Origin of the sequence: Aulosira sp. FACHB-615 (genome assembly GCF_014698045.1) — a bacterium.
GTDB lineage: Bacteria > Cyanobacteriota > Cyanobacteriia > Cyanobacteriales > Nostocaceae > Nostoc_B.
Genome location: NZ_JACJSE010000051.1, coordinates 1 through 26,240, shown reverse-complemented (window position 1 = coordinate 26,240; position 26,240 = coordinate 1). Strand labels below are relative to the sequence as shown.

Annotated in this window: 24 protein-coding genes and 1 pseudogene; 10 read left to right on the top strand and 15 right to left on the bottom strand. The window is 40.9% G+C overall.

Annotated elements, in window-relative coordinates:
• The 5 genes and pseudogenes from H6G77_RS33330 to H6G77_RS33310 form a co-directional block, all read left to right on the top strand.
• Positions 1 to 270 (top strand): annotated as a pseudogene (locus H6G77_RS33330) (photosystem II q(b) protein); the annotation flags it as partial.
• A 307-nt stretch (positions 271 to 577) separates the two neighbouring features.
• The gene (locus tag H6G77_RS33325; RefSeq protein ID WP_190873869.1) at positions 578 to 2,560 is read left to right on the top strand and encodes an amylo-alpha-1,6-glucosidase; all 1,983 of its coding nucleotides are present in this window, start codon (positions 578 to 580) and stop codon (positions 2,558 to 2,560) included.
• Positions 2,561 to 2,777: 217 nt separating this feature from the next.
• Positions 2,778 to 4,403 (top strand): AAA family ATPase, encoded by a 1,626-nt coding sequence (locus H6G77_RS33320; protein WP_190593900.1) that lies wholly within the window; start codon positions 2,778 to 2,780, stop codon positions 4,401 to 4,403.
• A gap of 74 nt (positions 4,404 to 4,477) precedes the next feature.
• A complete protein-coding gene (locus H6G77_RS33315; protein ID WP_190593901.1) occupies positions 4,478 to 4,852 on the top strand; it encodes a DUF1257 domain-containing protein in 375 nt (124 codons plus the stop codon).
• A 145-nt stretch (positions 4,853 to 4,997) separates the two neighbouring features.
• Positions 4,998 to 5,405: a DUF1257 domain-containing protein gene (locus H6G77_RS33310; RefSeq protein ID WP_190593902.1), complete on the top strand. Its 408-nt coding sequence runs from the start codon at positions 4,998 to 5,000 to the stop codon at positions 5,403 to 5,405.
• 16 nt (positions 5,406 to 5,421) lie between these two features.
• On the opposite strand, the gene H6G77_RS33305 is transcribed toward H6G77_RS33310, so the two are convergent.
• The 9 genes from H6G77_RS33305 to H6G77_RS33265 form a co-directional block, all read right to left on the bottom strand.
• Positions 5,422 to 6,654 (bottom strand): WD40 repeat domain-containing protein, encoded by a 1,233-nt coding sequence (locus H6G77_RS33305; protein WP_190593903.1) that lies wholly within the window; start codon positions 6,652 to 6,654, stop codon positions 5,422 to 5,424.
• A gap of 165 nt (positions 6,655 to 6,819) precedes the next feature.
• Positions 6,820 to 7,608 carry a GUN4 domain-containing protein gene (locus tag H6G77_RS33300; protein WP_190873868.1) on the bottom strand — a complete coding sequence of 263 codons (789 nt, stop codon included), beginning with the start codon at positions 7,606 to 7,608 and terminating at the stop codon, positions 6,820 to 6,822.
• A gap of 8 nt (positions 7,609 to 7,616) precedes the next feature.
• Positions 7,617 to 8,219 carry a hypothetical protein gene (locus tag H6G77_RS33295; protein ID WP_190677925.1) on the bottom strand — a complete coding sequence of 201 codons (603 nt, stop codon included), beginning with the start codon at positions 8,217 to 8,219 and terminating at the stop codon, positions 7,617 to 7,619.
• Between the two features lie 102 nt (positions 8,220 to 8,321).
• Positions 8,322 to 8,942 (bottom strand): hypothetical protein, encoded by a 621-nt coding sequence (locus H6G77_RS33290; RefSeq protein WP_190873867.1) that lies wholly within the window; start codon positions 8,940 to 8,942, stop codon positions 8,322 to 8,324.
• Between the two features lie 73 nt (positions 8,943 to 9,015).
• Entirely contained in the window at positions 9,016 to 10,575 is a 1,560-nt protein-coding gene (locus tag H6G77_RS33285) for an Hsp70 family protein (protein ID WP_190873866.1), read from the bottom strand.
• Positions 10,576 to 10,681: 106 nt separating this feature from the next.
• A complete protein-coding gene (locus H6G77_RS33280) occupies positions 10,682 to 11,314 on the bottom strand; it encodes a hypothetical protein (RefSeq protein ID WP_242049392.1) in 633 nt (210 codons plus the stop codon).
• A gap of 11 nt (positions 11,315 to 11,325) precedes the next feature.
• Positions 11,326 to 11,538, bottom strand: a complete 213-nt coding sequence (locus H6G77_RS33275) for a DUF2997 domain-containing protein (RefSeq protein ID WP_190873865.1) — start codon at positions 11,536 to 11,538, stop codon at positions 11,326 to 11,328.
• 127 nt (positions 11,539 to 11,665) lie between these two features.
• The gene (locus tag H6G77_RS33270; protein WP_190677093.1) at positions 11,666 to 13,375 is read right to left on the bottom strand and encodes a serine/threonine-protein kinase; all 1,710 of its coding nucleotides are present in this window, start codon (positions 13,373 to 13,375) and stop codon (positions 11,666 to 11,668) included.
• A 98-nt stretch (positions 13,376 to 13,473) separates the two neighbouring features.
• A complete protein-coding gene (locus H6G77_RS33265) occupies positions 13,474 to 14,313 on the bottom strand; it encodes an alpha/beta fold hydrolase (protein ID WP_199331740.1) in 840 nt (279 codons plus the stop codon).
• Positions 14,314 to 14,644: 331 nt separating this feature from the next.
• Here H6G77_RS33265 and H6G77_RS33260 point away from each other — a divergent pair, with 331 nt between their 5' ends.
• The 3 genes from H6G77_RS33260 to H6G77_RS33250 all read left to right on the top strand — a co-directional run bounded on the left by H6G77_RS33260 (position 14,645) and on the right by H6G77_RS33250 (position 15,941).
• Positions 14,645 to 14,953, top strand: coding sequence for an RNA-binding protein (locus H6G77_RS33260; RefSeq protein ID WP_190593916.1), 309 nt, complete (start codon positions 14,645 to 14,647; stop codon positions 14,951 to 14,953).
• A gap of 240 nt (positions 14,954 to 15,193) precedes the next feature.
• On the top strand, positions 15,194 to 15,499 hold the full coding sequence (locus H6G77_RS33255) for a P-II family nitrogen regulator (RefSeq protein WP_190593917.1): 306 nt from the start codon (positions 15,194 to 15,196) through the stop codon (positions 15,497 to 15,499).
• A 178-nt stretch (positions 15,500 to 15,677) separates the two neighbouring features.
• A complete protein-coding gene (locus H6G77_RS33250; RefSeq protein ID WP_190593919.1) occupies positions 15,678 to 15,941 on the top strand; it encodes a hypothetical protein in 264 nt (87 codons plus the stop codon).
• 243 nt (positions 15,942 to 16,184) lie between these two features.
• On the opposite strand, the gene infC is transcribed toward H6G77_RS33250, so the two are convergent.
• The 3 genes from infC to H6G77_RS33235 form a co-directional block, all read right to left on the bottom strand.
• On the bottom strand, positions 16,185 to 16,652 hold the full coding sequence (gene infC, locus H6G77_RS33245) for a translation initiation factor IF-3 (protein ID WP_313950033.1): 468 nt from the start codon (positions 16,650 to 16,652) through the stop codon (positions 16,185 to 16,187).
• Positions 16,653 to 16,806: 154 nt separating this feature from the next.
• Complete coding sequence (locus H6G77_RS33240; RefSeq protein WP_190593921.1) at positions 16,807 to 17,232, bottom strand: hypothetical protein; 426 nt, start codon at positions 17,230 to 17,232, stop codon at positions 16,807 to 16,809.
• A 299-nt stretch (positions 17,233 to 17,531) separates the two neighbouring features.
• The gene (locus H6G77_RS33235; protein ID WP_190873864.1) at positions 17,532 to 19,454 is read right to left on the bottom strand and encodes a serine/threonine-protein kinase; all 1,923 of its coding nucleotides are present in this window, start codon (positions 19,452 to 19,454) and stop codon (positions 17,532 to 17,534) included.
• A 121-nt stretch (positions 19,455 to 19,575) separates the two neighbouring features.
• Here H6G77_RS33235 and H6G77_RS33230 point away from each other — a divergent pair, with 121 nt between their 5' ends.
• Positions 19,576 to 21,393 (top strand): ABC transporter ATP-binding protein, encoded by a 1,818-nt coding sequence (locus H6G77_RS33230; protein WP_190873863.1) that lies wholly within the window; start codon positions 19,576 to 19,578, stop codon positions 21,391 to 21,393.
• 89 nt (positions 21,394 to 21,482) lie between these two features.
• On the opposite strand, the gene H6G77_RS36420 is transcribed toward H6G77_RS33230, so the two are convergent.
• Together H6G77_RS36420 and H6G77_RS33225 are read right to left on the bottom strand one after the other, a co-directional pair.
• Positions 21,483 to 21,605 (bottom strand): hypothetical protein, encoded by a 123-nt coding sequence (locus tag H6G77_RS36420; RefSeq protein ID WP_277880724.1) that lies wholly within the window; start codon positions 21,603 to 21,605, stop codon positions 21,483 to 21,485.
• Between the two features lie 183 nt (positions 21,606 to 21,788).
• Positions 21,789 to 21,998 (bottom strand): hypothetical protein, encoded by a 210-nt coding sequence (locus tag H6G77_RS33225; protein WP_190873862.1) that lies wholly within the window; start codon positions 21,996 to 21,998, stop codon positions 21,789 to 21,791.
• Positions 21,999 to 22,070: 72 nt separating this feature from the next.
• Between H6G77_RS33225 and bchH the strand changes: the two genes are divergently transcribed.
• Positions 22,071 to 25,751 carry a magnesium chelatase subunit H gene (gene bchH, locus H6G77_RS33220; RefSeq protein WP_190873861.1) on the top strand — a complete coding sequence of 1,227 codons (3,681 nt, stop codon included), beginning with the start codon at positions 22,071 to 22,073 and terminating at the stop codon, positions 25,749 to 25,751.
• 23 nt (positions 25,752 to 25,774) lie between these two features.
• On the opposite strand, the gene H6G77_RS33215 is transcribed toward bchH, so the two are convergent.
• Complete coding sequence (locus H6G77_RS33215; protein ID WP_199331738.1) at positions 25,775 to 26,092, bottom strand: type II toxin-antitoxin system death-on-curing family toxin; 318 nt, start codon at positions 26,090 to 26,092, stop codon at positions 25,775 to 25,777.
• Positions 26,093 to 26,240 lie beyond the last annotated feature (148 nt).

The following is a 26,240-nucleotide window of genomic DNA, read 5'->3' as shown; positions in this document are numbered from 1 at the left end:
CACTTCTTCCTAGCTGCATGGCCTGTAATCGGAATTTGGTTCACCGCGTTGGGCGTAAGCACAATGGCGTTCAACCTGAACGGTTTCAACTTCAACCAATCAGTGATTGACTCTCAAGGTCGTGTCATCAACACCTGGGCTGACATCATCAACCGCGCTAACTTGGGTATGGAAGTGATGCACGAGCGCAATGCTCACAACTTCCCCTTAGACTTGGCTGCTGGTGAGCAAGCTCCTGTTGCTATCTCTGCTCCTGCTATCAATGGCTAATCTTCTGAGATAGCAATGTTACAGCCTCGTAAAGTAGAAGAGTGAAGAAAAAAGCCCTCCAAAATGGAGGGCTTTTTTCTTCGTTTTGTAGTCTGATTTGTTCTGAACCTTAATTTATCTGATAAATCAAATGCGAGGCGATCTTCCACACTTTTCAAATTCTGATATTTTCTTATTTTCCTCTGCTTATAGTTATTAAAGAGCGATATAGTTGAGGCCTGTAACTCTATCACCTATCACCTGCTATAAAACAATTGTGTAGTCAATAGATTTTGGTTATCACCTAAAAAATCAATCAGTTTGCCTTATGTGTATGGAATTTGGGCGGGAAATCTGCGGCAATCTCGAAATCGCAGAAACACGGGAATGGTTAGTGACCAATAGCATTGGTGGTTATGCTTCTGGCACGGTGGCAGGTTTACTAACTCGACGGTATCACGGCTTACTGATTGCCGCTTTACACCCGCCTTTAGGTCGCACCTTACTGTTGGCAAAACTAGATGAAACTGTATTGTATGGCGATCGCACTTATCCCTTACATACAAATCGCTGGGCAAATCAAACTGTGAGTCCCCAAGGTTATCGACACATTGAATCTTTTACCTTAGAAGGGACAATTCCCCTGTGGCGGTTGGCGGTGGCGGATGCTTTGCTAGAAAAGCGCATCTGGATGCAGTTGGGCGCAAACACTACATATATCCAATACATTCTGCGGCGTGCAACCCAACCTTTGCAACTAACCCTCAAAGCAATGGTAAACTACCGCGATTATCACAGCGACACCCACAGCAACGGTTGGCAAATGTTTGTGGAAGCGGTGGAACAAGGAATTTGTGTGACGGCTGATCCCAGTGCTACACCATTTTATTTGTTGAGTGACAAAGCCAGTGCCACAGTCGTTCACAACTGGTATTATGACTTTGACTTGGCAGTAGAACGTTATCGCGGTTTAAACGACAAAGAAGACCATCTCCACGCTGCCACCTTCGCTGTGACTCTCCATCCTGGGGAAACAGTTACCTTTGTCGCCAGCACAGAAAAACAAATTGATTTACATGGTGAAACGGCTCTCAAATTACGCCGCACTCAAGAACAAAAACTATTAGGACTGTGGCAGAGTAATCGACCCATCACAGCACAGGAGTCTCCCGCCTGGATTAAACATTTGGTATTGGGGGCTGATCAGTTTATTGTTGATCGTTCTGTACCAGAAGAATCTCACGGCAAAACCATCATCGCTGGTTATCCCTGGTTTAGTGATTGGGGAAGGGACACAATGATTAGTTTACCTGGGTTGACAATTGCCACTGGTCGCCCAGAGGTAGCACGGGCAATTCTCCGCACTTTTGCCAAGTATGTCAATCAAGGAATGCTACCCAATCGCTTTCCTGATGTTGGCGAGGAACCAGAATACAATACAGTCGATGCGACACTGTGGTATTTTGAGGCAATTCGCGCCTATGACAATGCCACCAACGACGATCATTTACTCAGTGAACTGTTTCCCGTACTGGCAGATATTATTTATTGGCACTGTCGCGGTACACGCTATGGTATCCACCTTGATCCCACCGATGGTTTACTTTATGCAGGTGAGATAGGTACACAACTCACTTGGATGGATGCCAAGGTCGGCGATTGGGTAGTGACACCCAGAATTGGCAAACCAGTAGAAGTCAATGCCCTGTGGTACAATGCCCTACGCACAATGGCTAAATTTGCTCGCCAACTGGGTAAACCACATCAAGAATATGAAGCAATGGCAGACCGCGCCTTAGCAAGATTTTCTCGCTTTTGGAACGAAGCTTTGGGTTACTGCTATGACGTGATTGATAGTCCTGATGGTGATGATGGGGCGTTGCGTCCGAATCAAATTTTTGCTGTATCCTTACCAGAAAGCCCCCTCACCCCTGCCCAACAAAAAAGCGTGGTAGAAGTTTGTGGCAGAATGTTGCTGACTTCTCATGGATTGCGATCGCTCTCGCCGGAACATCCCCAATATCAGGGAATATACGGTGGCAATCAGTATCGGCGTGATGGTGCTTACCATCAGGGAACAGTTTGGGGTTGGTTATTAGGGCCATTCGTCCTTGCCCATTTGCGGGTTTACAAAAATCCACAACAGGCGCGGCAATTTTTAGAACCAATGGCAAATCATCTCACAGCATCCGGTGTTGGCAATCTCAGCGAAATTTTTGATGGCGATGCACCAATGACTCCGCGCGGCTGTACTGCCCAGGCTTGGACGGTGGCGGAGGTTTTACGTGCTTGGTTGGCAACGGAGAGTTAGGAGATGAGGGAAGGGAGACAAGGGAGACAAGGGAGACGAGGGAGATGAGGGAGACAAGGGGAGATTGGGAGTACCAGAATCAATCTGTTTGCTGTTTTTGTTTGTATAATCAGATACAGAGGCAATGCTATAATGAATGAAGGCTGGAGATTTGAGGAATCAATTAAGTAATTAGCGTTTCATCACCCTGACACCCCACGCACACCCCTAAAGAGAGATGAGCAATTTGCCACAAAATGGAACTCATAGCAGCGAGAATCAGCAATACGCTTCTTTGATAGAACAACTTGATTTGATGATTCGGGCGCGGTATCCCTTACTGTATGTGATTTCTGTGGAAGAAGAACCTGTAGAAGAAGTGCTGTTGCAAGTTGCAGCGCGTTCTGCGCCTCAGCGACAGGTGTTATTTTGGGATATTGTGCGGGGTTGGAGTGATAATGGTGCGGATAAAGGTTCTGTGATGGCGGCTTTATTACGCATTGCGAAAGCTGACTCGCAAACAGCAGCAATGTTTGTGCTGCGGGATTTGCATCCGTTTGTGAAAAATCCTACCACTGAGAAGAATGCACCGATTGTTAGGGAATTACGAAACTTAGCACGGGAGTTAAAGCGATCGCGTAAAACTATCATCACCACCAGTCATACTTTAGAACTTCCCGATGAACTACTGCAAGAGGTGACAGTTGTTGATTTTCCCTTACCCAGCGTCAGCGAAATCGATTATTTAATTACTCAGTTAGTCGTCCCAGATAAATTAAATATTGCAGGCTTGGCGCGAGAACAATTAATTAAAGCTTGTCAAGGTTTAAGCCGCACTCGCATTTCTAGGGTTTTGGCAAAAGCTTTAGCCGCCAAACAGCAGGTAAATGAGTCTGATATTGATGGTGTATTAGAAGAAAAAAAACAAGCAATTCGCCAAACAGGCATTTTAGAGTTTTTCACACCCCAAGAATCACTCAAGCGCGTTGGGGGATTAGATCAACTCAAACAATGGGTATTGATGCGCCAAGATGCTTTTACCGAAGAAGCCAGACGCTACGGTATTCCTAATCCCAAGGGGATGTTACTGGTGGGAATACAGGGAACGGGTAAATCTCTTTCAGCGAAAACTATTGCCCATGAATGGCGTTTACCCCTACTGAGGTTAGATTCTGGACGGTTGTTTGGTGGAATTGTCGGTGAAAGCGAAAGCCGAGTCCGCCAAATGATTCAGATAACCGAAGCAATGGCCCCTTGTGTATTGTGGATTGATGAAATTGACAAAGCCTTTGGCAATATTACCAGTGGGGTTGATGGGGATTCAGGTACATCGCGGCGGGTATTTGGCAGTTTAATTACTTGGATGCAGGAGAAAACCAGCCCAGTTTTTATTGTCGCCACTGCCAATAATGTGCAGATATTACCAGCCGAGTTGTTACGCAAAGGCAGATTCGATGAGATTTTCTTTTTGAATTTACCAACAGAAACAGAACGCCAAGAGATTTTTAAAGTGCATTTGCAAAGGTTACGTCCCAACCGCCTGCGGGAATTTAATTTAATTTCCTTGGCGAAACAAACACAAAACTTCAGTGGTGCGGAAATTGAACAAGTAATTATTGATGCTATGCACCAAGCATTTTCCACAAGAATAGAAGGACAAAGACGAGACTTCAATACAGAAGATATTTTACAGGCAATAGCGCAGACTGTACCCTTAGCTGCGATCGCCCGTGACCAAATCGAAGCCTTAAAGCAATGGGCAGCAGAAGCCGGTGCCAGGGCAGCGTCCAATGATATTCAATTAGTGGAGGAATTAAAACAATACTCAAACCAAAAAGGCATTGGCCCTTTAGAGGTCGATTAAAATAGAAAAACTATTTATTTTCTGCGCCTCGTTTTTAATCCAAAATCCCAAATCTAAAATCCAAAATTGGAATTATGTCTCATTTCACAACCATCAAAGTACAAATCAAACGCGGTGAAATTCTGCATGAAGTTTTGCAAGAACTAGGCTATCAAGTTGAGTGCAATACTAATGTTCGTGGATATCAAGGAAATACCACTCAAGCCGAGTATGTAATTCGCCAAAAAAACGGTTATGATTTGGGCTTTCGCCGCAATGGGGAGAATTACGAAATAGTAGCCGATTTTTGGGGCGCAAAAATTAATCAACAACAATTTGTTAACTCAATTAGTCACAAATATGCTTATAAAACTTTAATGGTAACAGTGCAAGAACAAGGTTTTAATGTTGAAGATGAAGAAGTATTAAAAGATGGCACTGTGCGGGTAGTAGTTGGGCGTTGGGTTTAATTATATTCGTGAGAATCAAGATACCCGACTTCTCGAAAAAGTCGAGTATCTGAACCTCTACCAAATTCATCCGCGTCCATCTGCGGTTAATTATTTTTTCCTCTCGCTTAATATATTGAAAATAGCTATATATTCAGCACAAAATATGTCACACTTTACTAGCATCAAAACTCAAATTAAAAATTCAGACGCATTAATTAAAGCCTTGGCAGATGTTGGGTTTAAAAATGTTGAACATCACCAAGTAGCACAGGCATTATATGGTTATCAAGGTGATGTGCGTCCTGAAAGTGCAGAAGTGATTATTCGCAAACAATATGTTGGTTCTTCGAGTAATGACATCGGCTTTAAGCGCCAAGAAAACGGTCAATTTCAAGCAATTATTTCTGAGTACGATCGCAGAAAATATAATCAGTCTTGGTTAAATACCTTGATGCAGCGTTATGGATATCACGCCTTGATGGCATCAGCTGAGGCGCAAGGCTTTACAATTGAAGCAGATGAAGTGCTGGAAGATGGAACAGTTAGAGTAGTTGTGGCAAGGTGGACATAATTAATTTGTGTTGAATTTACCCTGATATACCCCAAATCTTGATAGTTTTATCAAGACTGGTGCTAACAAGAGTTTTGCCATCAGGACTCAAAGCCATAGACCAAACAATCCCTAAATGTCCTTCTAAATTGTGAATGGTTTCACCTGTTAGTAAATTCCAAATTCTAATCACACCATTCTTTAAACCACCAAACAAAGTCTTACCATCTTGGCTAACACATAATGAATGAATATCATTATCGGCTTCTAGGGTAAGTGTATAAATTTTCTTGCTTGTTTCGATATCCCAAACATCAAGTTGAGTTTCTCCTCCAGCAATAGCAATTTTGCCATCTGGACTAATAGCAATACAAGAAATTCCTGGCATCGAAATATTTAAACCAAATGTTTCATATCCTAGAGTTGTGAGTTGTTTTTTGCGTTTCCAGTCCCAAACTTTGATTGTCCTATCATTAGTACTACCACTAATCAAAATTTGACCATCAGCACTCAGAGCAACTTTAACAATATTCATTCCCCAAACGTGACAAGGATGACTACCTAATTTATAGTATTTTCCCAAATGAGGCTGTTGCCAAACATGAATATTTTTATCTTGGCTACCACTAATTAAAGTGCCATCAGGAGCAACCACAAGTGATAAAGTAGCGTCAGTATGACCTTTGAGTGTGCGAATTTGTTGCTGGTTTTCTAAATTCCAAATTTTGATTTCCTGCCAATCGTTAGCATACAAAGTTTTGCCATCTGGACTAAATGCCAGTCCATAAGGTGCTGATAAACCTTCGCTTAATGTGCAGATTAATTGGCTTGTTTGAATATGCCATAATTTAATAGTTTGATCGTGGCTGCTACTAGCAATAGTTTTTCCATCGGGACTAAATGCGATTCCACATACATCTGATGTATGTCCACTAAAAGTAGTTAAGCATTCAAAAAATTGATAATGATATAAATTGAATTCGGCAATAATTTGTTCAGCACTAACTTTTTTTCTTTGATGTAATAACTTATATGCTGCTGCTTTTAACTCTACTGGTTCATGTTGCAAACTTTGAATGACTAACTCTACACCTACATCACCATAATCTATTGCTGGTGCGATCGCAGCGATTTTTGCTTCCAGATTATTACTTAACAGGCGATATTTAACACCTTCAATTCCGCCGAGAACTAACCCATTTACAGGAGGTGGTGTTTGTCCTCCCAGCACAACATCATATCCTCGCGGTTGCTGGAGATTTTCTGGCATTATTGTTTCCTCGATACTAATTAGGACTAACGCAGGAAAACTAAAAATTAAAGCTTTGGGGAAGGGTATAAGGGTTTTGAATAATTACACCCCTGCACCTCTACACCCAATCTCAACAGATAGTATTGATGTGTAAGTCCTGACTAATACCAGTGTTCCCAAATTTCAGATGATGTTACATCTGGCTAATTTCTCTGCAAGTGCAGATAAGGTTCTGCAACCTGTCCAAAAGTCACCTAAACCCCAACCGATAAATGCACCACCACGGGGTAAATGTCCGACATTAGCGTTTAAATCAAATTGCAAATCGTTCCAATAACGCCAACTACCTTGAGAAAACCATCCCACACCTTTACCAAAGCGACACCAAGCTTCCCAGTCAGGGTTAGCTGTACCGCCAACTTTTTGCCAAATATAAGTTTGGACTGCAAAGCCAAAGCGGCCATTGCTAGATTTTTGCCAGAGAGTTTCAATGGTGTTTAAGTCTGCACAGGGAAATTTTTCAATGTCGGTGGGATCTAAACATCCTTGTTGTGTGCGATCACAAATTTGCAGCATCATAGCGGCAGTTTCTTGATCTGCATCTTGCCATTTTCCCGCAGCCAGTAATTTTTGTAAATTACTGTAGTTTGCGCCAACCGCAGAGATTAAGGGAGGTTCGGTGTCTAAAGAGGATTGTAATTTTGCTAATGCTTGTTGTCCCAGCAGTGATGATATTGTTAATTGCAGTTTTTCAGATTCAGGATTGATAATTTCAAACACCAGCCTGATTCCCGCTTCACCATATTTTAACGCTTCCGCAACAGCTAGAACTTGTTCTTCTACCGAGACTGCACTAGTCAAACGCCGTTTCACACCTGCAATACCACCTAAAACCACTCCATCTTTTGGCGGTGGTATTTTTCCACCCAGAACTGCATCATATTCTCGCGGTTGATTGAAATTTTCTGACATTGCGGTTGTTATTTGGAGAAGGCTTGCACTCTATCAATACAGCCCCGGCTTACCGCTTCTCGTAAAATATCTGTGATCCCCCGTCGTTTAAAGTACAGTGCTGCATAGTTACGTTGTATTTGTGTACCGTTGAACAGGTAATGTCGGATTCTGTCTTTACCTTCATGAGTATCAACTAAGCCAAGTGTAAAGTCAATTAACTTACAAGTGGCGCTATTGCGATCGTGTTCTAAATTATCCATTAGTGTATCGATATCAGACACGCCGCCAGCACGCGCCATCGCCACAAAAGCATCATATCTGTCAATTTTATGGCTATATTCTTGTAGTATTTCTTGCACTATAGGTTCTGGTCGAGAAGCCAGTAGGGAATAAGCTGCATAGCGGACTTTCCACAATCTATCTTCTAACGCCGAGATTACCAGTTCTAAACCTGCTTCGCCATACTTGAGTGCTTCTTCTAGTGCGGCAATTTTTTGTTCAATGATCGGATTTGCCAAGCGTCTTTTAACGCCTTCTAGTCCTCCTAAGACTACAGCACCAGGAGGCGCATTTTCTTGACCACCAAGCACAGCATCATACACTCTGGGGCGATTATAATTTTCTTTCATCAAGTTTTTAGTATTAAGCCTACTACTTAGTATTCCCCATTACTAAGGTTAGGCGATCGCAATTTTCATTCAACTTTTTTTCCCAGAAAAGCACGAATCTTATCAAATGCTACTACTTGATTCTAAAATTCCTACCAAAATCTTCATTAAATCTGGCAAATCATCGGGAATGCGATACAGCGAAATATCCTGAAAAATCTGCTGCTTTGTTTTTTCTAAACGACCAAAACGCCAAGCATCACCAATTGTTACTGCACCATAAAAAATATCACCTTCTTCTACTTCAGAAATAGCAATTAACTCTACTGCCATCTGCGTAAAGCCTCTAGTTAAGTCATCATTTTTCGCTTCAACTACCAATAAACTTAGATTGCTTTTCAGGTAATAATCTAAATTACCTTTTAACCAGTTGTTTACTGTCAATGAATACTCAATCCTGATTTGACATTGACAATAACGAGCAACTTCCAGCAATGTAGGTGCTACAAGTGTTTCACGTCGTGCTGTCTCGCTGCTCAAGCTAACTAGTGGTAAAGATTCATCAATTCGCTGTTGTAATTCTGGCAAACGTTCTAAATTGCGATCGCTACGTGGTAACTCCATTCGTGTTTTTAGCAAACTATAACCCAATTCCGCTAAAATTTCGTCTGCTTCATAAGGCATTTCAAAATAGGAGCGAAATGTGTAAGATTGCCCTTCTTGCAAAAGATGAGGACGAGTCATATTTTTTTGTTTGCAGCTACACATTAAATTACTATTCAATTTTAACGCGAACCGCCAAGGCGCAGAGAGGAGATTATTTGAGTTTAGCGATCGCACCTCTATTTACTAACATTTTCCCTGTCAATAAATCCTTAACTGTTACTACTAACACCCGTTGTTCGTTGACTTCAAATTGCGCTTCGATTCTGTCAATTCCGGTTTGTCCTGGTGGTTCAAGATAAGCGACACATACTTGTTGATGATGGGTTTCTAGGGAACGATAGCTATCTTGTTTGATTAAGTGACTACTCGTCATTCTGCCTTGTGCATCATAAGCAACTTCCGCTTGGGAAACTTCGGCTACTTCACCGATGTCAAGACGAATTTCTCGCTGTCCTTCGGTGGCTACTTGCAAAGTTAAAGCTTCAGAACGCGCCCCTGGATATTTTACTCCTTTTTCAATTAAGGTGAAATAAGAATAAGTTTTGCTGTGGGGTTCCCAAAGGCGAATCGCGTAACTGTGGCGGAGGTAATCATCAATGGCTGTCATTTCGCTTAATGCTAATGCGCCATGTGCGACAGCTTCAAAGGGTTTATCTAACTTGACTTTTTGTCTACCAAAATAAGAAATTACTAATTGTTGAATGGCGGGGATTTGACAAGTACCACCGACGAGTAACACTTGTTCTATAGATGATTTACTGATACCTTTAGTAAGTGCGATCGCTAATACTTCATCGATGGCTTGTCTTAACTGTTCTAATAATTGTTGATTTTCTAAAATTTCGCCCAACTCTTCCCGATGTAACTGCAATTCATGGGACATGAAATTTTCATCATCAAACCAAGCTTCCTTGGCTAAATCTGTTGTCGAAAGTTGAATTTTTACCCTTTCTGCTACTTCCAATAAATTCATAAAACCAATTTCCCCGACTTCCTCACGGGAAGAACCGATTTTGTGTAAATAATGTTCGACAATCCAAGTATCAATATCGACACCGCCAATAAAAGCATCCGACTTGGCGAGAACTTCAGCGCGTATGGCTTGCTGTTCGGCTGCTACACTCACAGTCCGCACTAAACTTAAATCCAGAGTTCCGCCACCAAAGTCCACCACCAAAACCACACTACCAGGACGCTTGACGGCATAACCAAGGGCGGCGGCTGTTGATTCATCCACAATTTGCACTGTGGGCATATTGAGTTTATCGCCCAAATCCCGAAACCAGTCAAGATACGTTTCAAATGCACCCACAGGAACGGTAAAAATAACGTGACTTGGCTGCAACTGCTGTTCAACTTGCTGCCAAATCTCCTTCAAAAACAATTCTGAAATGATCTCTGCACTATAACTATTACCATCCAACAGTCGTGGAGGCGGGACAAAATCCGCCGCTAAGTCTCGTTTAAAAGCCCGAAAACAGCGTTCCGGCTGGGCAAATCCCAAGCGTTTAGCGCGTACCGCTTCACCAAACAAAATGCTATTTTGTCCCTCAACAAACACCAAACTTGGTACAACACTTACCTGTTCCGTCCCCACCTCAAACCGCCGCGACATCCCCTCAAATCGCAAAGTCCGCGGTCTTTGGGTAATCAAATCCGTGGTACAAACAACAGTATTACTCGTACCAAAGTCAATTATTACTGTAGTCATTAGTTATTAGTCATTTGTCATTGGTCATTGTTACAGACTTATCCCCCTCGTCTCCCTTGTCCCCCTTGTCTCCCTCATCCCCCTCGCCCCCCTCATCCCCCTCTCTTCACCTCCCCCCCGGCAAAGTCCGACTCACCTTAGCAGGGCAAAGAATTCTCCCTTGATGCTGATAGCCGACAAATCGGATGTAAACCAATTCACCTTCAGTAATATCAGCTTTGTCTGGTTGATGAAGTTGGGAGTTATAAGGTACTTGTTCCCAAGGTTTACCAATGAGTTCGTAACCCCATTTACCAAGGAGGTTATCTAGAGGGGTAAACATGGAAAGCAGATTTTTTGCAGGTAATTCGGGTTTCACACTCACCATTTGATGAATGCTGGGATAGTTGGTTAGTAATGTCTGCAATTGTTCAAAGGTGGTAACGCGCAACTCTTCGGTGAGTCGAAGTTGCTGCTGTTGCAATTCTTGATGCAGTCGCAAGCCTTCTTGGTGTAGTGCTTCTTTTTCAGTAGTAATTTGGGCTAGTTTTTGGGCTAATTCTGAGTATTTATCTTGCCAGATGAGGATTTCAGCTTCTAGGAGTTGAATTTGAGATTGTTTGTTGAGTTGCAGGATTTTCGCACCATTGATCATTAGAATTATCAACAGTGGCGAAAAAGTTGCGATCGCCATCACAACCAAGCTTTCTACAGAAAACATTCCGATATCTTGGATATCTGATAAGATATCTGCAATCATTTCCGCCCCTCCTATTTTTGCTTGAGAGACTGTTGTTCTGTTCCTGTAACGTTTTCTTCTCCTTCGTAATATTCAGGAAGCAGTTCTTGGCTTTCTACTTCTCCTAAAGCACCCTCAATTCCCGATGTTGCATTGGTACAACTTGCACCAGAACCATTAATCACAGTCTCGGTAATTTTGCCGTCTTTACCAATGCGATACTCAATTTTTTGATACTCTGCCATAACTCAAATATTGATATTTTCTAGGTTTTACAGAACTACTTAGCTACTTTGTTGTATCACTTCTGCTAGTAAACGGCAATTGTCAAAAAAAGTCTGCTTTGGCGAGTAAAGCTTGAGTGTTGAAAACCTACCACTTATTGGCTGCTCTACCTCTAATTAATATAGGTTGGGGAATAGTTGTAAATTTATCAACTGATCCCAAGGAATAATCATCTAATTTAAAATCAGCGAAGGGCTGATTGATTAACCGATATCTCAGAGCTTCATCAACAATTACCCCTTTAGATTTCTTGCGTATCCCAATAATGATAATACTGCTTTGATAATCTGTTATATCTTGATTAGATGGGCATTTACCACGCTGAAATTGACCAAGATTTAATAAACGATAACCTTTGACACTGGATGTATTTTTAAATAATTTTTGGGATAATAATTGCAGTTGCTTGGCACGTTCGAGGGCGAGACGTTGGGCAACAACTAAATTACCTTCACAAGTTGCTGTCCCCACAGAAATTATTTCTGTGGGGTATTCCATAATTTTCTGAATACCTTCTTGTTCAAGATTTAACTTTAAAAAATCAACACTTACAACTTGGTCATTATATTTAATTTGGAAACTGCTATTTAACAGCCATTTATATTCTGTTGATAAAATAGCAATGCTAAATTCTGCGGTTTTACCTTGACTATCTCTACCTTCTTGATAACCAAAAAACTCGATTTTACCTTTTGCTTCAGGGGCTTGGGTTTGGGTAATGAGGGTAGAAATTTTAGGCGATCGCATCCCCAAAGCCATGACACTAATTACACTTAATGACACCATTAATGCTGCTAAAAATGCAATTAAAGGCAGCTTATCTCCTATTTCTGTTTTGGCAACTGTAGGAGAAAAATATTTTTCTTGTAGATTACTAGTTAAATTTAACTGAACATACTGTTGTTCAATTTCTCCCAACTGCTGCAATATCTCTTGAGCATTTTTGGGTCTGTCTGTAATTTGAGTTGCCATTAACCAGTCAACTAAATCTAATAAACCTGGTGAGACATGAGAGGCAAAATTGCGCCATTGCAGCAAATTTTTCCGTGCATCATACATATCTAAAGGATGTCGCCCGGTTAATAAAAATGCAAAGGTGCGTCCCAAGGCAAAAAAATCTGATTGTGGTACGGCTTGACCTTGCATTTGTTCTAATGCACCATAGCCCGATGAAATAATTGATGTCATTTCACCACCATGATTAAATTGCGCCAGATATTGCCTGCTGACTGCTTGCGATGTGCCGAAATCAACTAAAACTAATTGCCCATTAGACCGCAGTTTAATATGAGATGGTTTAATATCTTGATGCAGATATTGTTTACTATGTACCAAATTTAAAATTTCGGCTAATTGTTGCAACCATGCAATAGCTTGGGTTTGAGAAATAGGACGATATTGTTGTTGATTCATCCACTGTTCTAAATCCCAACCATCGATTTTTTCCATCGCTGTGCAGTGTAATATCAAACCATCGCGCGTTTGATATTGAAAATAACCATCAACTTTAGGAATTCCGGGATGATGTAATTGACCTAAAACAGTCGCTTCTTGTTGAAAAATCTTAATAGCTGCTGCGTCATTTGACAGTTCCTCGCGCAGTACCTTGAGGATGTTTGGCGTATCGTTGGTGTGTGCTTCATAGACTTTGCCAAAGCCAGTTTTGTCACTCAACAAGCGAATGACACGGTAACGCCCCGGTAATTCTAACGGAGAACCACAACTTTGACAGAAGCGGTGTTTATCGTTATCTTGATTGTTCGGTTTAGGACAAACTGGATTTATACAAAGGCTCATGGGAAGTCAAAAGTCAGAAGTCAGAAGTCAAAAGTCAAAAGTCAAAAGTCCAGAAATTTTGACAAATGACTAATGACCAATGACCAATGACAAATTACTCATTTACACTCTGCTAAAAAAGCAGCCACAGTCCGGTTAAATGAGTCGGGTTCAGTCAGAAAAGGCCAATGATTTCCCGGAACTTGACACAGGCGTAAGTTTTTCAGATTGTTTTTATAGGGTTTTAATTGCCATTCTTGGCGGTTGAGACCTTTATCGGACTTAACAAACAAGGCGGGTGTATCGATGGGGTTGATAAAGCCCGGTACGCGCATCACATCTTCAAAAATGCCATCACGGGCGGCTATGGTGAACTTACTACCCCAACTCCCATCCGGTTTTTGTTCGATTCCCCCTTGGAATACCTGCTGTTGTAGTTCGTTCCAACCTTGATATTGGTTTAATTGTCGGGCGATTTGTTCAGCTTCAGCATAACTAGCAAATGGCCCCATCCCTTTGAGAAAGGATAAAAAGCGGTACAAGAAGGGAAAAGTCGCCTTGAAGAATTCGGGCATTTTCCAGATGAAAATCGGGTCAACCAAAACCATACTCCGCACTCGCTGGGGGTTTTGCCTAGCCCAGATTACAGCTAATTTACCAGTCCAGGAATGACTTACTACATGGGCGGAAGACCATCCCAATTTATCCATGAGGGCTTCGAGGTCAGCGATCGCACTTTCAAAGCTATAATCTTTTTCTGGTTTGCTGCTTTCACCATGACCGCGCATATCGGGCGCAACTATGTGGTAATCTGTCGCTAAATATGCGCCCAAGCTAGACCAAACAAGTGCATGGTCGCCTAAACCATGTAACAACAACAAAGGTTCTTGACCTTGATTCCACTCTAAATAAGAAAGTTGAATATCAGATTTAACTAAGGTTTGTCGTCTAGAGATCATTGTCAATCTACCTTTGGAGAGATAGCTTTGCGATTATATAGTACTGCGAAAAGCTCTACCTGCTAAAGATCAGCCTGAATAGTTAGGTAAACCTAGCCGTCCCCAGCACCAAATTTCATCACCTACACGGAGTCATCCATTGCTTACATAACTTTATATAACACTTTTAGTAACTCACCCCTCATCACTGCTTGCTATGTCATACTAGGAAGTGAGAGTTAATTCGGCGACCGCGTTTGTTTTTATTATTGACAGGCTTTTTCCTTTTGGTATTTACAGACTTTTCTCCGAAACCTAAATCTCTACACATCTATGATTTCGGAGACAATCTATGTCAGTTTATGTAGGCAATCTTTCTTATGAAGTTACAGAAGATAGTCTGAGTGCTGTTTTTGCAGAATATGGCTCAGTCAAGCGTATCCAGTTACCTACAGACCGTGAAACAGGTCGGATGCGCGGTTTCGGTTTTGTGGAAATGGGTACAGATGCTGAAGAAACAGCAGCTATTGAAGCCCTTGATGGCGCTGAATGGATGGGACGCGACCTCAAAGTAAATAAAGCTAAACCAAAAGAAGATAGAGGTTCATTTGGCGGTGGTAATCGTGGTGGCGGGGGCTACGGTGGTAGAAATCGCTACTAAGGCTTTATCAAATTAGCTCTTGCAGCTAACCCATTAATCCAGCATCCGAATTGCATTTATTACCGGCTTAGGCAGAAATGCTTGAGCCTTTTTAATACAAAACTGGGCTGGAAAATCAGCTAATACCATTTTGGATTTTAGATTTTGGATTGAGAAAGTGTTTACTGGTAAGCTTTTGGGCAATCCATTTGTCACAATCATTCTCCAATTTGGTATAAAATCTAATTTCTGGAGTTCTCTATGTCAAACTCAACCCCTCCCGTTGAGCCTGCTGTTTTAGTTACTATTATTGGTGAAACTGTCCTGAAAGACCGAATTGTGAAGCTTCTCAAAAGCCATAACGTCAGTGGCTATACAATTAATCAAGTGCAAGGTGAAGGCGGTCACGGAAGACGCTTGGCAGACTTAGCAGGCTACAACACTAATATCGAAATCAAGACCATAGTTTCATTAGAAACATCAGATGCAATCCTTTGTGTCCTCAAACAAGAGCAAGGTCAGCACGCTTTAATTGCTTTTCGCCATAATATAGAAGCATTTTATTGATTAAATTTTTCTCAGGTATTCTTTAGAGATATGTAGTCTTATACAACCACGACCAGTACTAGTACAACAAGTCAAAAGGAAAAACCTTTAATATTAGATGGCTGAATGTCATATCCACTAACATTCCAGAATCGAGAATCGTGTTTTTCCAAATAACCAATTACCAGGTGTATCAAGTATGGAAGCTACTGAAAACTTAATTCCCGAATTTGAAAAATTATTTAGACAAAAATTACAACTAAATAATTGTAAACTTAGAAAAAAAAGACAAGAGAATAATTACGAAATCATTACTCCTGCTAAAGACATTTTTTTGATGTACTGGAGTAACTTCCCAGAAATTAAGTTGGTATATCAGGCTGTAGGAATACGCACACAGCAGACTGTAGTTTACGAGCGAGCTATTCGCGCTCATATTGACTTTTGTGTGAGTAGTATCTAAGCCATTCAGCGTTCTCTAGGTCTTATATAGTGCTGATAGCAACTATCTTAAATTTACAGCACTTTTAAAGTAAGTGAGGCACATCATGAGTAATGAGTAATAAGTAAATTTCTTACTCATTACTCATTACTTTTTTCAATCAGTTGCTGTACTTCATCAACATCGAATCTGCTGTGCTACCAGCACCTACCATAAAAAACTACTTCGGTTTCATGCTTTACCTAGTAAAACACTGAAGATATTTTAAACAGGCATAATTTGAACAACTAGTGCGCGTTTATCAAGGGACTGGACTTTACCAGCTTGACCCAAATCATTAACAATACGGTCTAGCATATCCCCAGCCTGCTGACGATATTGATTTTCTCGACCCCTTAAACGAATAGCAAATTTTACTGAATCGCCTTTACTTAACCACTGAAGTGCTTGACTAATACGCAAATTATAATCACCCGCACCAACATTCGGACGGAAGCGAACTTCTTTTACAGTAGGTCTAGCACTTGAACTTTGGCGTTTCTTCTTTTGATACTGAAGTTTGCCATAATTGAGAATCTTAGCTACTGGAGTATCTTCGTTCTGGGAGACTATTACTAAGTCAAGCTCAACACTTTCGGCTAACCTGAGAGCCTCAGAAGTGGCTATCAAACCACGATTATTATTTTCATGGTCAATCAAGAAGACTTGAGGTGACTTAATTTGCGAGTTAATTAGCTGCTTTTGGACTACGATAATTTTTTCCTCTCAATTATTCAACGACTTTGCTTTGCTTTGCAAGTATTACTAAGGTAACACAAGTACTATCTCTCTTTCTTCAGCCATCTGGCAGAAAATACAGAATGTTGATTTGCCATAGAATCCTAGTTTATTGTGGCAAGTTATCTGTGTTGAGTTCTCCACCAGCATCTACTGTTCCTGAATCCTTGACATCACTGCTTAATACTTCTTTAGTAAAATATTTTAAAGTTGAAGCTAAAGCTAATTGAGCAGCTACGTTATAAGCAAGTTCTTGAGAAATTTCTGGTTGTTGATGTAATAATGTCTCAACAAAGCTTTCAAAATCACGCATTACGGAATATCTGTGTAATGCTGCTTTTTTATCGATAAGATTAAATTTTTCATCAATTTTCTCTTTCGCTTCTTTTTCTGCTTCCTCAACAGAATTAGCAAATCCACTGTTATGACACAGTTCGCCATAAATCTTGTAGTAATAAGCTTTGCGGCTTAATGATTCCTCTGCAATGATGATTGAATGGAATTTGTATTCAATTCTGTAATTATTAGGTTCCATAAATAATTTTACATAATTAACGAAAAGTTGTTTTGGAGCTAAGATATAAGCCTATAGGAATCCGCTTTGATTGTTGAAATTATCTGTAAAAGCTGGGAGTGGGGAGTAGAAAAGAGCATTTTGTGGGCGTACTGATTTTTTTCAGAAATCAAATATGAGTCCTATATTGCTACTAAAATAAATTGAATGCACCAATTTAAATCTCATCTTCCAGATTAACATGAGATTTAAAAACTTTACAGAATATATTTATTCAACTTGATTTAATTATTTCCTGTTGAGTTTATCTCATAAATATTTCATCGTTGCATTCGCCAAATTTTGATACTTTTGTCACTACTACCACTAACTAAGGTTTGGGAATCGGGGCTAAAAATTACAGAATAAACAGTCGTAGTATGACCCGTCAATGTCTTAATTAGTTTACTATCACTCAAATTCCATAATTTAATTGTGGTATCACCGCTACCACTGGCTAAAGTTTTACCATCTGGGCTAATGGCAACAGCAAAAACATCTGCGTTATGACCTGTTAGTGTCTGAATTAATGCACCTGTTGTTAAATTCCAAAGTTTAATGGTTTTATCGTTACTACTACTGACTAAAGTCTGTCCATCTCTACTAATAGCGAGAGAAATCACAGCATCATCATGAGCAGGAATTGTCTGAATTAGTTCACCAGTTGCTAAATCCCAAAATTTAATAGTTTTATCATTACTACCACTAACTAATGTTTTGCCATCAGGACTAATTGCTAATGACATTACAGAACTAGTATGGCTACGAAGAGTCTTAATTAACTGACCAGTTTTTAAGTTCCACAGCTTGATAGTTTTATCACCGCTACCACTAGCTAAAGTTTGTCCATCGGGTGTAATCGCTATTGACCAAACAGCACCTTCATGTCCCTTAAGCTTGTGAATTAATTGCCCAGTTGCCAAGTTCCAAATTTTAATGCTCTGGTCATTACTACTACTGGCTAAAATTTGGTCATCTGGACTAATAGCCAAAGCAATTACGCCACTATTATGAGCCGAGATTTCTCGAATTAAACTGTTATCTGCTAAGTTCCAAAATTTGATGGTTTTATCACTACTCCCACTCACTAAAGTTTTACCATCTTGAGTAATTGCTAGGGTTTTAACGTAGTTAGTATGAGCGTTAAGAGTTTTATCTAGTTGCAGATGCTCGATTTGGTTATGATGTAGAAATGGCAGTTTTGGTAATTGAAATAAACCATAACTCAATACTCCACCAAAAAACAAGAGAGTAGCAAAAGTGATGATTCTAGGAAATCTAGAAGTCTGGGTGGTTTTGGGTATGGTTGCCTGTTCTAGTTGGATTAGCTGCTGTAAAATAATTTCCGCAGTTTGTGGCCTATCTGCGGCTTTTCTCGCCATTAAATTATCTAAGAAATCGGCAAATTTTGGTGACACATTGGCAGATGAACGCCAGTTTAAAACATCTTCACGAGCGTTGTAAAATCTCAGTGGATATTGTGCCGTGAGTAAATAAACAAAAGTCCTACCAATAGCGAAAAAATCCGACTGGGGTACAGCTTGACCACTAGCTTGTTCTGGTGCAGTATACCCGGCTGAAAATACTGCTGTAATGCGATTACCTTCGCCTAATTTGGCTAAATAAGTATGGGTGGCATCTCTCGCAGTTCCGAAATCAATTAACACTAATTGACCATTATTTCGCAGCATGATGTTGGCTGGTTTGATATCACGATGAAACCAGCCTTGACTATGGACTATATTTAAGATTTCAACTAATTGCTTTAACCAAGCGATCGCCTGTTTTTCTGAAATCGGTTGATAACTTTGTTGTTGTAACCATTCTTCTAAATTAACTCCATCAATTTTCTCCATTACTAAACAATGGAGTTTGAATCCATGACTGGTTTGATATTGAAAATAACCGTCAATTTTTGGTATTCCTGGATGATTTAATTGACTCAAAACATTGGCTTCTTTCTGAAAAAGTTCCACTGCTTTAGAATGGTCGTTGAGGTGTTCTTTTAAAACTTTGAGAATTTTGGGCGTATTTCTGGTGTAAACTTCATAGATTTTGCCAAAGCTAGTTTTATCACTTAACAGGCGCATAACCCGATAGTGGTCTTCTAGAAGTATTTGGGAACCACAACTTTGACAAAAGCGGTGATTATCATTCTCCGGGTTTTGTGGATTAGAACAAAAGGGGTTGATGCACAGGCTCATATCAAGCTACAGGCAGAATGTATCAGTAGTATACGTTGTGTTGAGTTTAGAGTCATTTGTTATAAGTGAATCTATCTAACTTATCACCCCAACTCGGTGTTTTTACGCTATAAGAATAATAATGGGGACTAAGAAAGTAAGAAACACTCTGCGACAATCTCTGTCTGTCTTTCGCTACAGTGGACGGGCGATAAATTTAGTGTGGACTACCAGCCGTGGTTTGACGTTGAGTTTGGCGACGTTAACTTTAGTGGCTGGACTTTTACCAGCTGCGATCGCCTACATCGGTAAACTGATTGTAGATGCTGTATTATTGGCGGCGCAAGGTAATGTAGTCACTGGTTATCACCCTTTATGGTATGTTGCTTTAGAAGCGATCGCAGTTATTTTATTAGCTGGTAGTCAGCGCGGTTTGCTTATTTGTCAATCTTTACTACGAGTTTTACTTGGTCAACGGGTAAATGTTCTCATCTTAGAAAAAGCCCTGACTTTAGAACTGCATCAGTTTGAAGACTCAGAATTTTACGATAAACTCACCAACGCTAGGCGCGAAGCCTCTGTTCGTCCCCTTTCTCTCGTCAACCGCACATTTGGCTTAGTCCAAAACGCCCTTTCTCTCGTTACCTACGGCGTGTTGTTAGTGAAGTTTTCCATTTGGGCTGTCATAGTTTTAATTGTAGCAGCCATGCCTGCGTTCATTGCCGAAACTAGATTTGCAGGTGAAGCCTTTCGCTTATTTAGTTGGCGTGCGCCAGAAACTCGTCAACAACACTACATCGAAAATCTCTTAGCACGGGAAGACTTTGCAACCGAAATCAAACTCTACCAGCTAGGAGAAATGCTGTTAGCACGTTACCGCGAAGTTTTTCATCAACTTTTCGGCGAAGACAAAGACTTAACTCTGCGTCGGGGACTGTGGGGATATCTGTTAAGTTTAGTCAGTACCATTGCTTTTTACATTGCCTACGCATGGATAGTTTTAGAAGCAGTGGCGGGAAAAATTTCGTTGGGAGATATGACTATGTATCTCACCGTATTTCGTCAAGGACAGTCCACTTTTTCTAACGCTTTGACTTCCATTGGTGGGATGTACGAGGATAACTTATATTTATCGAATCTCTACGACTTCTTAGAAGAAAAAGTTACTCAACCTTGGGGTTACGCTACCAAAGGTTTGTTTCCTCAAGATGGGATTCGCTTTGAGAATATCTCTTTTACTTATCCTGGAAGTAATAAACCAGCTTTAAAAAATATCTCCCTACATTTACAACCGGGGGAAAAACTCGCAATTGTGGGCGAAAATGGTTCTGGTAAAACAACTTTAATTAAACTCCTGACTCGACTTTATACACCCGATTCCGGGCGGATTTTATTAGATGGTTTGGACTTACAAGAATGGGATGTTGATATTTTACGGCGGCGCATTGGTGTGATTTTCCAAAACTTTGTGCGTTATCAATTTACAGTTGGTGAAAATATTGGTGTTGGTGACGTGAAAAATCTCGAAGATAAACATCGTTGGCAAATTGCAGCCCAAAAAGGATTAGCCCATTCTTTTATTGAAAAACTACCTCAAAACTTTCAAACTCAACTCGGACGCTGGTTTAAAGGTGGACAAGAATTATCTGGCGGACAGTGGCAAAAAATTGCTCTTGCTCGTGCCTTTATGCGTACCCAAGCAGATATTTTAGTTTTAGATGAACCAACATCGGCTATTGATGCTCAAGCTGAATTTGAAATTTTTAATCATTTTCGTACCTTGACGGAAAATCAAATGGTGTTTTTGATTTCTCACCGCTTTTCTACTGTCAGAATGGCTGACAAAATTGTGGTGATTGAACATGGCGAAGTCAAGGAACAAGGTACCCATGAAGAGTTACTGAAATCGGGGGGAATTTACGCCAAGTTATTCTTGTTGCAAGCAGCCGGATATCAGTAGTTTAGTAAACCCTTTCTCAATCCACAACGGTATAAACTTGATTATCAAAAGATTAAATCAGGTTAATGGTTAGTTATTATTTTTTACATTCACTGGTAGCATGAAATGATTTGATGATAAATAGTCAACATAATTTCCTCTAGAATTTCAAGCGATCGCCCAGATGGATATTCAAGCGATCGCTCTTCATTCCAATCAAAAAACTTAGACAAAATTATTAAAATTTTTGAATTAATTTAACAGAAAATTGTAATTTTACATATAAAATTAATATTAAATTTTTAGCAATAAATCTAGTTAGATACACATCTAATTATCATTGAAAATTTCGGGTTTAATATGTTTCAATTGTCGGATTAAAGAATAAAATCAATATCTTTCCGGTAGTCTTTACTTTATAATCTTTGCGCTACACATAAAAAAGCCCCCCGGTAGTTAGCCGAGGGATTCTGCAAGTCGGTAATTGTCGCACAAAGACATTCGCGGATATCACCATACCAACTTAGACTTGAGGAAATCTGCCAAAATGCCAGATTGGTGTTTGGGTGGAAAATAGTGATTACCTTGACTCTAGAGACAAACTCTCGGTTACTTGGTGAACTCAAGACAGATGTTTCACAATCAAGCTGCAACCACGATTAGAATTTAAGTAAAGAAATATTGCGTAGCTTACGGGCATGAAACGGATCGTCTTAATTGCTGGGTTTGAATCGTTCAACGCTGACTTATACAGGAAAGCGGCTGCTGTGGCTGAATCTCGCTGTCCTGATTTAGACATTCGCGTGTTTAGCGATCGCGATATTATCAGTAAGCGTGCGGAAGTAGAAACAGCACTAGATGGCGCTGAGGTATTTTTTGGCAGCTTATTATTTGATTATGACCAAGTTGTGTGGCTGCGCGATCGCCTTACCCAAGTTCCCATCCGGCTTGTGTTTGAGTCAGCCTTGGAATTGATGAGTTTAACCAAATTGGGAGACTTTGCCATTGGTGACAAACCCAAAGGAATGCCCAAACCAGTTAAATTCATCCTCGACAAATTCAGCAACGGACGCGAAGAAGACAAACTCGCAGGTTACATCAGTTTCTTAAAAATCGGCCCGAAACTTTTAAAATTCGTTCCAGTGCAGAAAGTCCAAGACTTACGCAACTGGTTAATTATCTACGGTTACTGGAATGCAGGCGGCCCCGAAAACGTCGCCGCATTATTCTGGACACTCGCAGAAAAATACCTCGGCTTAAAAGTCGGCGACATTCCCCCACCAGTCGAAACCCCCAACATGGGATTACTGCATCCCGACTATCAAGGCTTTTTTGCATCACCTCGCCAATATTTGGAATGGTATAAAACCTGTAGAGACGTTGTATACAACGTCTCTACAAAACCCATCGTCGGCATATTGCTTTACCGTAAACACGTCATCACCAAACAACCATATATTCCCCAACTAATTCGCCGCTTTGAAGCAGCTGGTTTAATTCCCTTACCCATTTTCATCAACGGCGTAGAGGGACACGTAGCAGTACGGGATTGGATGACAACCGACTACGAACAGCAACAACGGCAACTTAATAATATTGAAACTCCCTCACTTTCCCAAGATGCAGTTAAAGTTGATGCCATAGTTTCTACCATTGGTTTTCCTTTAGTCGGCGGCCCGGCTGGTTCAATGGAAGCAGGACGGCAAGTAGAAGTAGCCAAGCGTATCCTCACAGCGAAAAATGTGCCTTATATTGTCGCCGCACCATTATTAATCCAAGATATCCATTCTTGGACACGCCAAGGTGTCGGCGGCTTACAAAGTGTAGTTTTATATGCCCTACCAGAACTCGACGGGGCTATTGATACCGTTCCCCTCGGCGGTTTGGTTGGCGAAAATATTTATCTGGTTCCTGAACGGGTACAGCGATTAATTGGTAGAGTCAAAAGCTGGGTTGCTTTACGCCAAACACCAGCATCGGAACGGAAAATTGCCATTATTTTATATGGTTTCCCTCCTGGTTATGGTGCAGCCGGCACAGCTGCATTGTTAAATGTGCCTCGCAGTCTAATTAAATTCCTTCACGCACTTAAAGACCAAGGTTATAACGTTGGCGACATCCCAGAAGATGGGGAAGAATTAATTCGCCAAGTGAAAGCAGCTGATGAAGAGATGGAAAAATGGGAAGTAAATAAACCTTTTCCTGATTCAGCCAATACTGTTAACGCCCGAACATTAGAAAAATGGTTGGGATATCTCCGCACATCTCGCGTTGAAAAACAATGGAAATCTTTAACAGGAAGCGGGATTAAAACCTATGGTGAGGAACTGCACATTGGCGGTATACAGCTAGGAAATGTCTGGATAGGTTTACAACCACCGTTAGGCATTCAAGGCGACCCGATGCGGTTAATGTTTGAACGCGATTTAACACCCCATCCTCAATATGCGGCTTTTTATAAATGGTTGCAAAATGAGTTACAAGCTGACGCGGTGGTTCACTTTGGAATGCACGGTACTGTGGAATGGTTGCCGGGTTCGCCTTTAGGAAATACAGGTTATTCTTGGTCAGATATTTTGTTAGGTGATTTGCCCAATCTATATATATATGCGGCGAATAATCCTTCGGAGTCAATTTTGGCAAAGCGTCGCGGTTATGGTGTGTTAATTTCGCACAATGTACCGCCTTATGGTCGTGCAGGTTTGTATAAGGAATTGGTGGCGTTGCGCGATTTAATTGCGGAGTATCGAGAAGACCCGAAAAAGAATTATGTGCTGAAGGAAGGGATTTGTAAAAAAATTGTTGATACGGGTTTAGATGTTGATTGTCCGTTTGAGGATGCGAAAAAGTTGGGCATTCCTTTTACGCCAGAAAATATCAGAATGTTTAGCGCCCATGCTTTTGATGATTATCTGGTGAAGTTGTACGAATATTTGCAGGTTTTAGAAAATCGGCTGTTTTCTTCTGGGCTGCATACTTTGGGTGAAGCCCCAAATGAGGAGGAGATGGCGGCGTATTTGGAGGCTTATTTTGGTAGCGAACCGCCAAGTCGCCAAGAACGCCAAGAGGAAGAGGTAGAGATAAGAGATTTACTGGAGAGAACTACGGATGAGTTAACAAATCTGTTGCGGGGGTTGAATGGGGAGTATATTCCGCCTGCGCCTGGTGGTGATTTGTTGCGTGATGGTGCTGGGGTTTTACCAACGGGGAGAAATATTCATGCGTTAGATCCTTATAGAATGCCTTCGCCTGCGGCGTATGAAAGAGGTAGGGAAATTGCCCAGAAAATTATCGCCCAGCATTTACAAGAACATGGGAAATATCCTGAGACGGTGGCGGTGTTGTTGTGGGGTTTAGATGCAATTAAAACTAAGGGTGAGTCGTTAGGAATTCTGCTGGAGTTGGTTGGCGCTGAACCTGTGAAGGAAGGTACTGGCCGAATTGTCCGTTATGAATTGAAACCTTTGGCTGAGGTGGGACATCCCCGCATTGATGTGTTGGGTAATTTGTCAGGAATTTTCCGCGATAGTTTTGTGAATATCATCGAATTGTTGGATGACTTGTTTTTCCGTGCGGCTGAGGCGGATGAGTCGGAAGAAGAGAATTTTATTCGGAAACACGCTTTAGCTTTAAAGGCGCAAGGTGTAGAAAATGCTTCAGCAAGGTTATTTTCTAATCCTGCGGGTGATTTTGGTTCTTTGGTAAATGATAGGGTTGTCGATGGTAATTGGGAATCTGGGGAAGAGTTAGGTAACACTTGGCAAAGCCGCAATGTGTTTAGCTACGGGAGACAAGATAAAGGCCAGGCTAGACCAGAGGTGTTGAATCAGTTGTTAAAAACGAGCGATCGCATCGTCCAAGAAATTGATTCGGTAGAATATGGTTTAACCGATATTCAGGAATATTACGCCAACACAGGTGGTTTGAAAAAAGCAGCCGAAAAACAAGGCGGTAAAAAGGTAACTACCAGCTTTGTGGAAAGTTTTTCTAAAGACACCACCCCCCGCAACCTAGAAGATTTGCTGCGGATGGAATATCGCACAAAATTACTCAATCCCAAATGGGCGCAAGCAATGGCCAATCAAGGTTCTGGCGGCGCGTTTGAAATTTCGCAACGAATGACAGCCTTAATTGGTTGGGGTGGTACTGCCGATTTTAAAGATGATTGGGTATATGACCAAGCCGCAGATACCTACGCTTTAGACCCAGAAATGGCTGAGAAATTACGCCAAGCCAACCCCGAAGCTTTCCGCAATATTATTAGCCGAATGTTAGAAGCATCGGGGCGCGGTTTCTGGGAAGCTGATCAAGATAAGTTGGATAAGTTGCGTCAGTTATATGAATTAACTGATGAAGAGTTAGAAGGCGTGACAGTTTAGAAAATGCCAATTTTATGAATAGCTTAAAGGAGTTCTGTAATATAATTTTTCAGTAATTCAATTAGCTCTTCCTTACTCATGATATTTTCAGCGACTTGCATTGTTAATTCATAAGCTTTTTCTGGTGACATATTCAATTCATAATCATTTATGTTCAAAAATGTCACCATCACGTCAAAAGCAGTCCGCTTATTACCATCTACAAAAGCATGGTTATGAGTAATATGAAATAAGTATGCTGCTGCTTGTTCAACAATTGTAGGATGTAAAAATTCACCTGCAAAAGTAGCTTGGGGTTGATAAATAGCGGAATCTAGCAAGCCTTCATCGCGTAGACCCAATGAGCCACCATATAATTTAACCTGCTTACTATGTAACGCGATGTGCGACTTATTGTTTCGTTACACAAGTTCGGTGTATGAATGATTAAAAAGAAAATTCCCACAATCCGCACTGGAGCGAGAAAATCGTTACAAATGAGTGGAATGA

Bases quoted from the DNA above. Each gene is read 5' to 3' on its own strand.
- H6G77_RS33325 (WP_190873869.1), top strand. From the start codon at position 578: ATGTGTATGGAATTTGGGCGGGAAATCTGCGGCAATCTCGAAATCGCA.
- H6G77_RS33320 (WP_190593900.1), top strand. From the start codon at position 2,778: ATGAGCAATTTGCCACAAAATGGAACTCATAGCAGCGAGAATCAGCAA.
- H6G77_RS33315 (WP_190593901.1), top strand. From the start codon at position 4,478: ATGTCTCATTTCACAACCATCAAAGTACAAATCAAACGCGGTGAAATT.
- H6G77_RS33310 (WP_190593902.1), top strand. From the start codon at position 4,998: ATGTCACACTTTACTAGCATCAAAACTCAAATTAAAAATTCAGACGCA.
- H6G77_RS33305 (WP_190593903.1), bottom strand. From the start codon at position 6,654: ATGCCAGAAAATCTCCAGCAACCGCGAGGATATGATGTTGTGCTGGGA.
- H6G77_RS33300 (WP_190873868.1), bottom strand. From the start codon at position 7,608: ATGTCAGAAAATTTCAATCAACCGCGAGAATATGATGCAGTTCTGGGT.
- H6G77_RS33295 (WP_190677925.1), bottom strand. From the start codon at position 8,219: ATGAAAGAAAATTATAATCGCCCCAGAGTGTATGATGCTGTGCTTGGT.
- H6G77_RS33290 (WP_190873867.1), bottom strand. From the start codon at position 8,942: ATGACTCGTCCTCATCTTTTGCAAGAAGGGCAATCTTACACATTTCGC.
- H6G77_RS33285 (WP_190873866.1), bottom strand. From the start codon at position 10,575: ATGACTACAGTAATAATTGACTTTGGTACGAGTAATACTGTTGTTTGT.
- H6G77_RS33280 (WP_242049392.1), bottom strand. From the start codon at position 11,314: ATGATTGCAGATATCTTATCAGATATCCAAGATATCGGAATGTTTTCT.
- H6G77_RS33275 (WP_190873865.1), bottom strand. From the start codon at position 11,538: ATGGCAGAGTATCAAAAAATTGAGTATCGCATTGGTAAAGACGGCAAA.
- H6G77_RS33270 (WP_190677093.1), bottom strand. From the start codon at position 13,375: ATGAGCCTTTGTATAAATCCAGTTTGTCCTAAACCGAACAATCAAGAT.
- H6G77_RS33265 (WP_199331740.1), bottom strand. From the start codon at position 14,313: ATGATCTCTAGACGACAAACCTTAGTTAAATCTGATATTCAACTTTCT.
- H6G77_RS33260 (WP_190593916.1), top strand. From the start codon at position 14,645: ATGTCAGTTTATGTAGGCAATCTTTCTTATGAAGTTACAGAAGATAGT.
- H6G77_RS33255 (WP_190593917.1), top strand. From the start codon at position 15,194: ATGTCAAACTCAACCCCTCCCGTTGAGCCTGCTGTTTTAGTTACTATT.
- H6G77_RS33250 (WP_190593919.1), top strand. From the start codon at position 15,678: ATGGAAGCTACTGAAAACTTAATTCCCGAATTTGAAAAATTATTTAGA.
- H6G77_RS33240 (WP_190593921.1), bottom strand. From the start codon at position 17,232: ATGGAACCTAATAATTACAGAATTGAATACAAATTCCATTCAATCATC.
- H6G77_RS33235 (WP_190873864.1), bottom strand. From the start codon at position 19,454: ATGAGCCTGTGCATCAACCCCTTTTGTTCTAATCCACAAAACCCGGAG.
- H6G77_RS33230 (WP_190873863.1), top strand. From the start codon at position 19,576: ATGGGGACTAAGAAAGTAAGAAACACTCTGCGACAATCTCTGTCTGTC.
- bchH (WP_190873861.1), top strand. From the start codon at position 22,071: ATGAAACGGATCGTCTTAATTGCTGGGTTTGAATCGTTCAACGCTGAC.